Origin of the sequence: Thermoflexus sp. (assembly GCF_040289485.1) — a bacterium.
Lineage (GTDB): Bacteria > Chloroflexota > Anaerolineae > Thermoflexales > Thermoflexaceae > Thermoflexus.
This window is the reverse complement of the sequence record NZ_PSLG01000109.1, coordinates 1-3,679: the sequence shown is the minus strand read 5'-3', so window position 1 is coordinate 3,679 and position 3,679 is coordinate 1. Positions and strand designations below refer to the sequence as shown.

The following is a 3,679-nucleotide window of genomic DNA, read 5'->3' as shown; positions in this document are numbered from 1 at the left end:
GGCTGACCGTCGGCGCCGGCGTCGTCACCAAAATCCTAGACTAAACCCCCTGGACAACCCGGCGGAGTCCTGGTAAATTTCTTCATGGGGTTGGGCTCTCCCGCCCCCATCGGTCGATCCCAGCGATCTGGAGCGGCTTCGAGGTTCAAATGGCGAAAGAGGCGCGGATCATCGTCACGTTGGCGTGCACCGAGTGCAAGGAGCGCAACTACACGACCCAGAAGAACCGGAACAACGATCCCAACCGTCTGGAGTTGCGCAAGTATTGCCCCCGGTGCCGGAAGCACACGTTGCACCGGGAGACCAAGTGATCGGGCGCAGGCCGGTAGCTCAACAGGCAGAGCAGCGGACTCCAAATCCGCAGGTTCCAGGTTCGAGTCCTGGCCGGCCTGCCTGGTGGATCCTCCGGGACACCGCTCGGCGGTGTCCCGATTTGTGATCGGGCAGACCGGCGGGGCCCGGTGTGGGCCCGCCGGACGGTTCCGATGACCCGGAGGAGCGCGGAGCGTGGCGAAGGCGGTGGAGACGCGACGGCTGCTGCGAGGGGAATGGGCCCCCCTGCGCTATCTGCGGGAGGTCCAAGGGGAACTGAAGAAGGTCCGCTGGCCGGACCGCCAGGAGCTTTACCGGCTCACCGGTGTGGTCCTGGTGGTCACCATCGGGATGTCCATCCTGCTGGGGTTGGTGGACTATTTCTTCTTCTGGCTCTTCGGTGGCATCTTTACCTCCCCGCCGGATCCGCTGCGTCTTGGCATCGCGGTGATCGGGAGCCTGGTCGGCCTGGGGGCGTTGGCGTTCGCCCTGAGCCGGTCATAAGCAGGGGCGGACAGGGTTTCGCTCGGGACATCGCGTGAAAGGAGCGGCGGATGAGCGGGGAAGAGGAGCGGCGGACGCCGCCGGAGACCTATGAGGTCGATGAAGACACCCTGGAGGCCTTGCTCCAGGAGCTGGCGCTGGAGGAGGAGCCTGCGCGGGTCGAGGAGGCTCCCCCGCCGGTGGCGGCGCCCGCCGGCGGGGAGGCCGTGCCCGAGCGCACCTGGTATGTGGTCCATTGTTACGCCGGCGCCGAGCACAAGGTCAAGCACAACCTGGAGCAGCGCATCGCCTCCATGGGAATGGGGCACAAGATTTTCAACATCGTGGTCCCCGAGGAGGAGGAGATCGAGATCAAGGAGGGGAAAAAGCGTCCGGTCCGGCGGCGCATCTACCCGGGCTACATCCTGGTGGAGATGATCATGGACGAAGACTCCTGGGCGGTGGTGCGAAACACGCCGGGGGTAACCGGGTTTGTGGGGATGGGGTCGCGGCCCACGCCGCTGCGGCCCGAGGAGGTCCAGGCCATCTTTAAGCGCATGGAGGCCAAGTCTCCCCGCATCCGGGTCACCTTCCGGCCCGGCCAGAAGGTCCGCATCACCGAGGGCCCCTTCGCCGATTTCGTCGGCATCGTGGACGAGATCGATCCGGACAAGGCCAAGGTTCGGGTGTTGGTCTCCTTCTTCGGCCGGGAAACCCCGGTGGAGTTGGACTTCACCCAGGTGGAGAAGATCTAAATCCCCTTTCCCGCGAGGGCATCGTCCTATGGCTAAGAAGGTCAAGGCGGTCATCAAACTGCAGATCGAGGCCGGCAAGGCCAACCCGGCCCCGCCCATCGGGCCGACTCTGGCCCCCCACGGGGTCAACGTGATGGCCTTCTGTAAGGAATACAACGCCCGCACGGCCCATATGGCCGGCCAGATCGTCCCGGTGGAGGTGACGATCTACACCGACGGCTCCTTCACGATGGAACTGAAGACGCCGCCGGTGTCCGATCTCCTGCGCCGGGCGGCGGGCATCGAGAAGGGCTCCCCGGAGCCCAACCGGCAGATCGTGGGCAAGATCACCCGCCAGCAGTTGCGAGAGATCGCCGAACTCAAGATGAAGGACCTCAACACCGATGACATCGAGGCGGCCATGCGGATGGTCGCCGGCACTGCCCGGAGCATGGGCATTCAGATCACCGATTGATCGGACACGCTGTCGTGGGAGGGCCGCTGGGCCCGTTGGCACCACAGGAGGCCTCAACGATGGGAGAGCGCGGCAAGAAGTATCTGGAGGCGTTGAGGAAGGTCGACCGGGAGCGGCTGTATGCTCCCCGCGAGGCGCTGGCCCTGGTCAAGGAGGCCAGTTACACCCGCTTCGATGGGACCGTGGAGGTCCACATGCGCCTGGGGGTGGATCCCCGCCACGCCGACCAGCAGGTGCGCGGGGTGGTTGTCCTCCCCCACGGGTTGGGCAAGCCGGTGCGGGTGCTGGTGTTCGCGGCCGGCGAGGCCGCCCGCATCGCCCAGGAGGCGGGGGCTGATTATGTGATCAGCGACGACGAGGGCATCAAGCGGATCCAGGAGGGGTGGACCGACTTCGACGTGGCCATCGCCACCCCGGACATGATGCCCAAGGTGGGCCGTCTGGGGCGGATCCTGGGCCCCCGGGGCCTGATGCCGAACCCCCGCGCGGGGACGGTGGTGAGCCCCGAGGACCTCTCGCGGGCGATCCGGGAGGCCAAGGCGGGCCGCGTGGAGTTCCGGGTGGACAAAACGGCCAACCTCCACGTGCCCATCGGGAAGGTCAGTTTCTCGGTGGATCAGTTGCTGGAGAACTTCGCGGCGTTGATGGATGCGGTCAAGAAGGCGCGCCCCTCGGGGCTGAAGGGCCCTTATATCCGGAAGGTGGTGGTGAGCGCGACGATGGGGCCCGGCATCAAGGTCGACCCTGCCGCCGCTCAATCCCTGGAGGTCGGCGCGTAAACGGTTCCCAAAGCGAGCCCTGCCGTTGAAGCCCGGTGCGTGAGCGCCCAAGGGGGGCCCGCGGGCCCCCGCCGGCGGAGGCAGGCGCGGCGAGACGGATCCCCCCGATCCGGGGGCCTTTCGTGCGCCTTCGCCGGCCTCGGCGAAGGCGCACGCGTTTTCCAGGCCGGTCCCGAAACCCATCCGATCCCAGGAGGTGCCGCTTGCCCTTCACGCGGGCGGAGAAAGAACAGATGATCGCGCAGTATCGGGCCCTGCTCTCCCGCAGCCAGGCCCTGATCCTGGCGGACTACCAGGGGCTGGATGCGATGGGCATGTATCGGCTCCGGCAGAGGGTCAGGAAGGCCGGTGGGGCCTTCCATGTGACCAAGAACACCCTCCTGCGCATCGCCCTGAAGGAGGCGGGATGGGCGGTGCCTGAGGACCTCCTGCAAGGCCCCACGGCCACCGCTTTCTGCCTGGAAGACCCCCCGGCCGTCGCCAAGGCTCTGCTGGAGTTCGCCGAGGAGAACAAGGTCCTCAAGATCAAGGGCGGGCTGCTGGACGGGCGCCGGCTGCGGCCGGAGGACGTCAAGACGCTTGCCGAGTTGCCGCCGCGCCCTGTGCTGCTGGGCCAGGTGCTGGGCACCCTGCAGGCCCCGGCGGCCCGGGTCGCCGGCGTGCTTACCGCCGTTCTGCAACAGGTGGTCGGCGTCCTGCAGGCGCGGGCCGATCAACTGAAGGAAGGTTCCCAAACCGCTTAACCGAACGGAGGGAGATCCATGGCTGATCTTCAGAAACTGGTGGAGGAATTGAGCAACCTGACGTTGCTGGAGGCTGTCGAGTTGGTGAGGTTGCTGGAGGAGCGCTGGGGGGTGAAGGCCGCGGCCCCGGTGGCGGCTGTGGCGGCCGTCCCC

The 3,679-nt window shown here is 66.9% G+C and carries 6 protein-coding genes, 1 tRNA gene and 1 pseudogene; all 8 read left to right on the top strand.

Translation table 11 applies throughout. The features are described 5' to 3' along the window. The first annotated feature begins 149 nt into the window (after nt 1-149). Complete coding sequence (rpmG, locus tag C4313_RS11385) at nt 150-311, top strand: 50S ribosomal protein L33 (protein WP_352429970.1); 162 nt, start codon at nt 150-152, stop codon at nt 309-311. 8 nt (nt 312-319) lie between these two features. Next, nucleotides 320-392 (top strand) — tRNA-Trp (locus C4313_RS11380). A gap of 115 nt (nt 393-507) precedes the next feature. Beyond that, nucleotides 508-816 (top strand): preprotein translocase subunit SecE, encoded by a 309-nt coding sequence (secE, locus tag C4313_RS11375; RefSeq protein ID WP_352429969.1) that lies wholly within the window; start codon nt 508-510, stop codon nt 814-816. 50 nt (nt 817-866) lie between these two features. Beyond that, a complete protein-coding gene (nusG, locus tag C4313_RS11370) occupies nt 867-1,550 on the top strand; it encodes a transcription termination/antitermination protein NusG (RefSeq protein WP_352429968.1) in 684 nt (227 codons plus the stop codon). A 28-nt stretch (nt 1,551-1,578) separates the two neighbouring features. Then, nucleotides 1,579-2,004, top strand: coding sequence for a 50S ribosomal protein L11 (rplK, locus tag C4313_RS11365; protein ID WP_352429967.1), 426 nt, complete (start codon nt 1,579-1,581; stop codon nt 2,002-2,004). 59 nt (nt 2,005-2,063) lie between these two features. Then, nucleotides 2,064-2,783 carry a 50S ribosomal protein L1 gene (gene rplA / locus C4313_RS11360; RefSeq protein ID WP_352429966.1) on the top strand — a complete coding sequence of 240 codons (720 nt, stop codon included), beginning with the start codon at nt 2,064-2,066 and terminating at the stop codon, nt 2,781-2,783. A 203-nt stretch (nt 2,784-2,986) separates the two neighbouring features. Further along, nucleotides 2,987-3,526: a 50S ribosomal protein L10 gene (rplJ, locus tag C4313_RS11355; protein WP_352429965.1), complete on the top strand. Its 540-nt coding sequence runs from the start codon at nt 2,987-2,989 to the stop codon at nt 3,524-3,526. Between the two features lie 18 nt (nt 3,527-3,544). Next, nucleotides 3,545-3,679 (top strand): annotated as a pseudogene (locus tag C4313_RS11350) (50S ribosomal protein L7/L12); the annotation flags it as partial.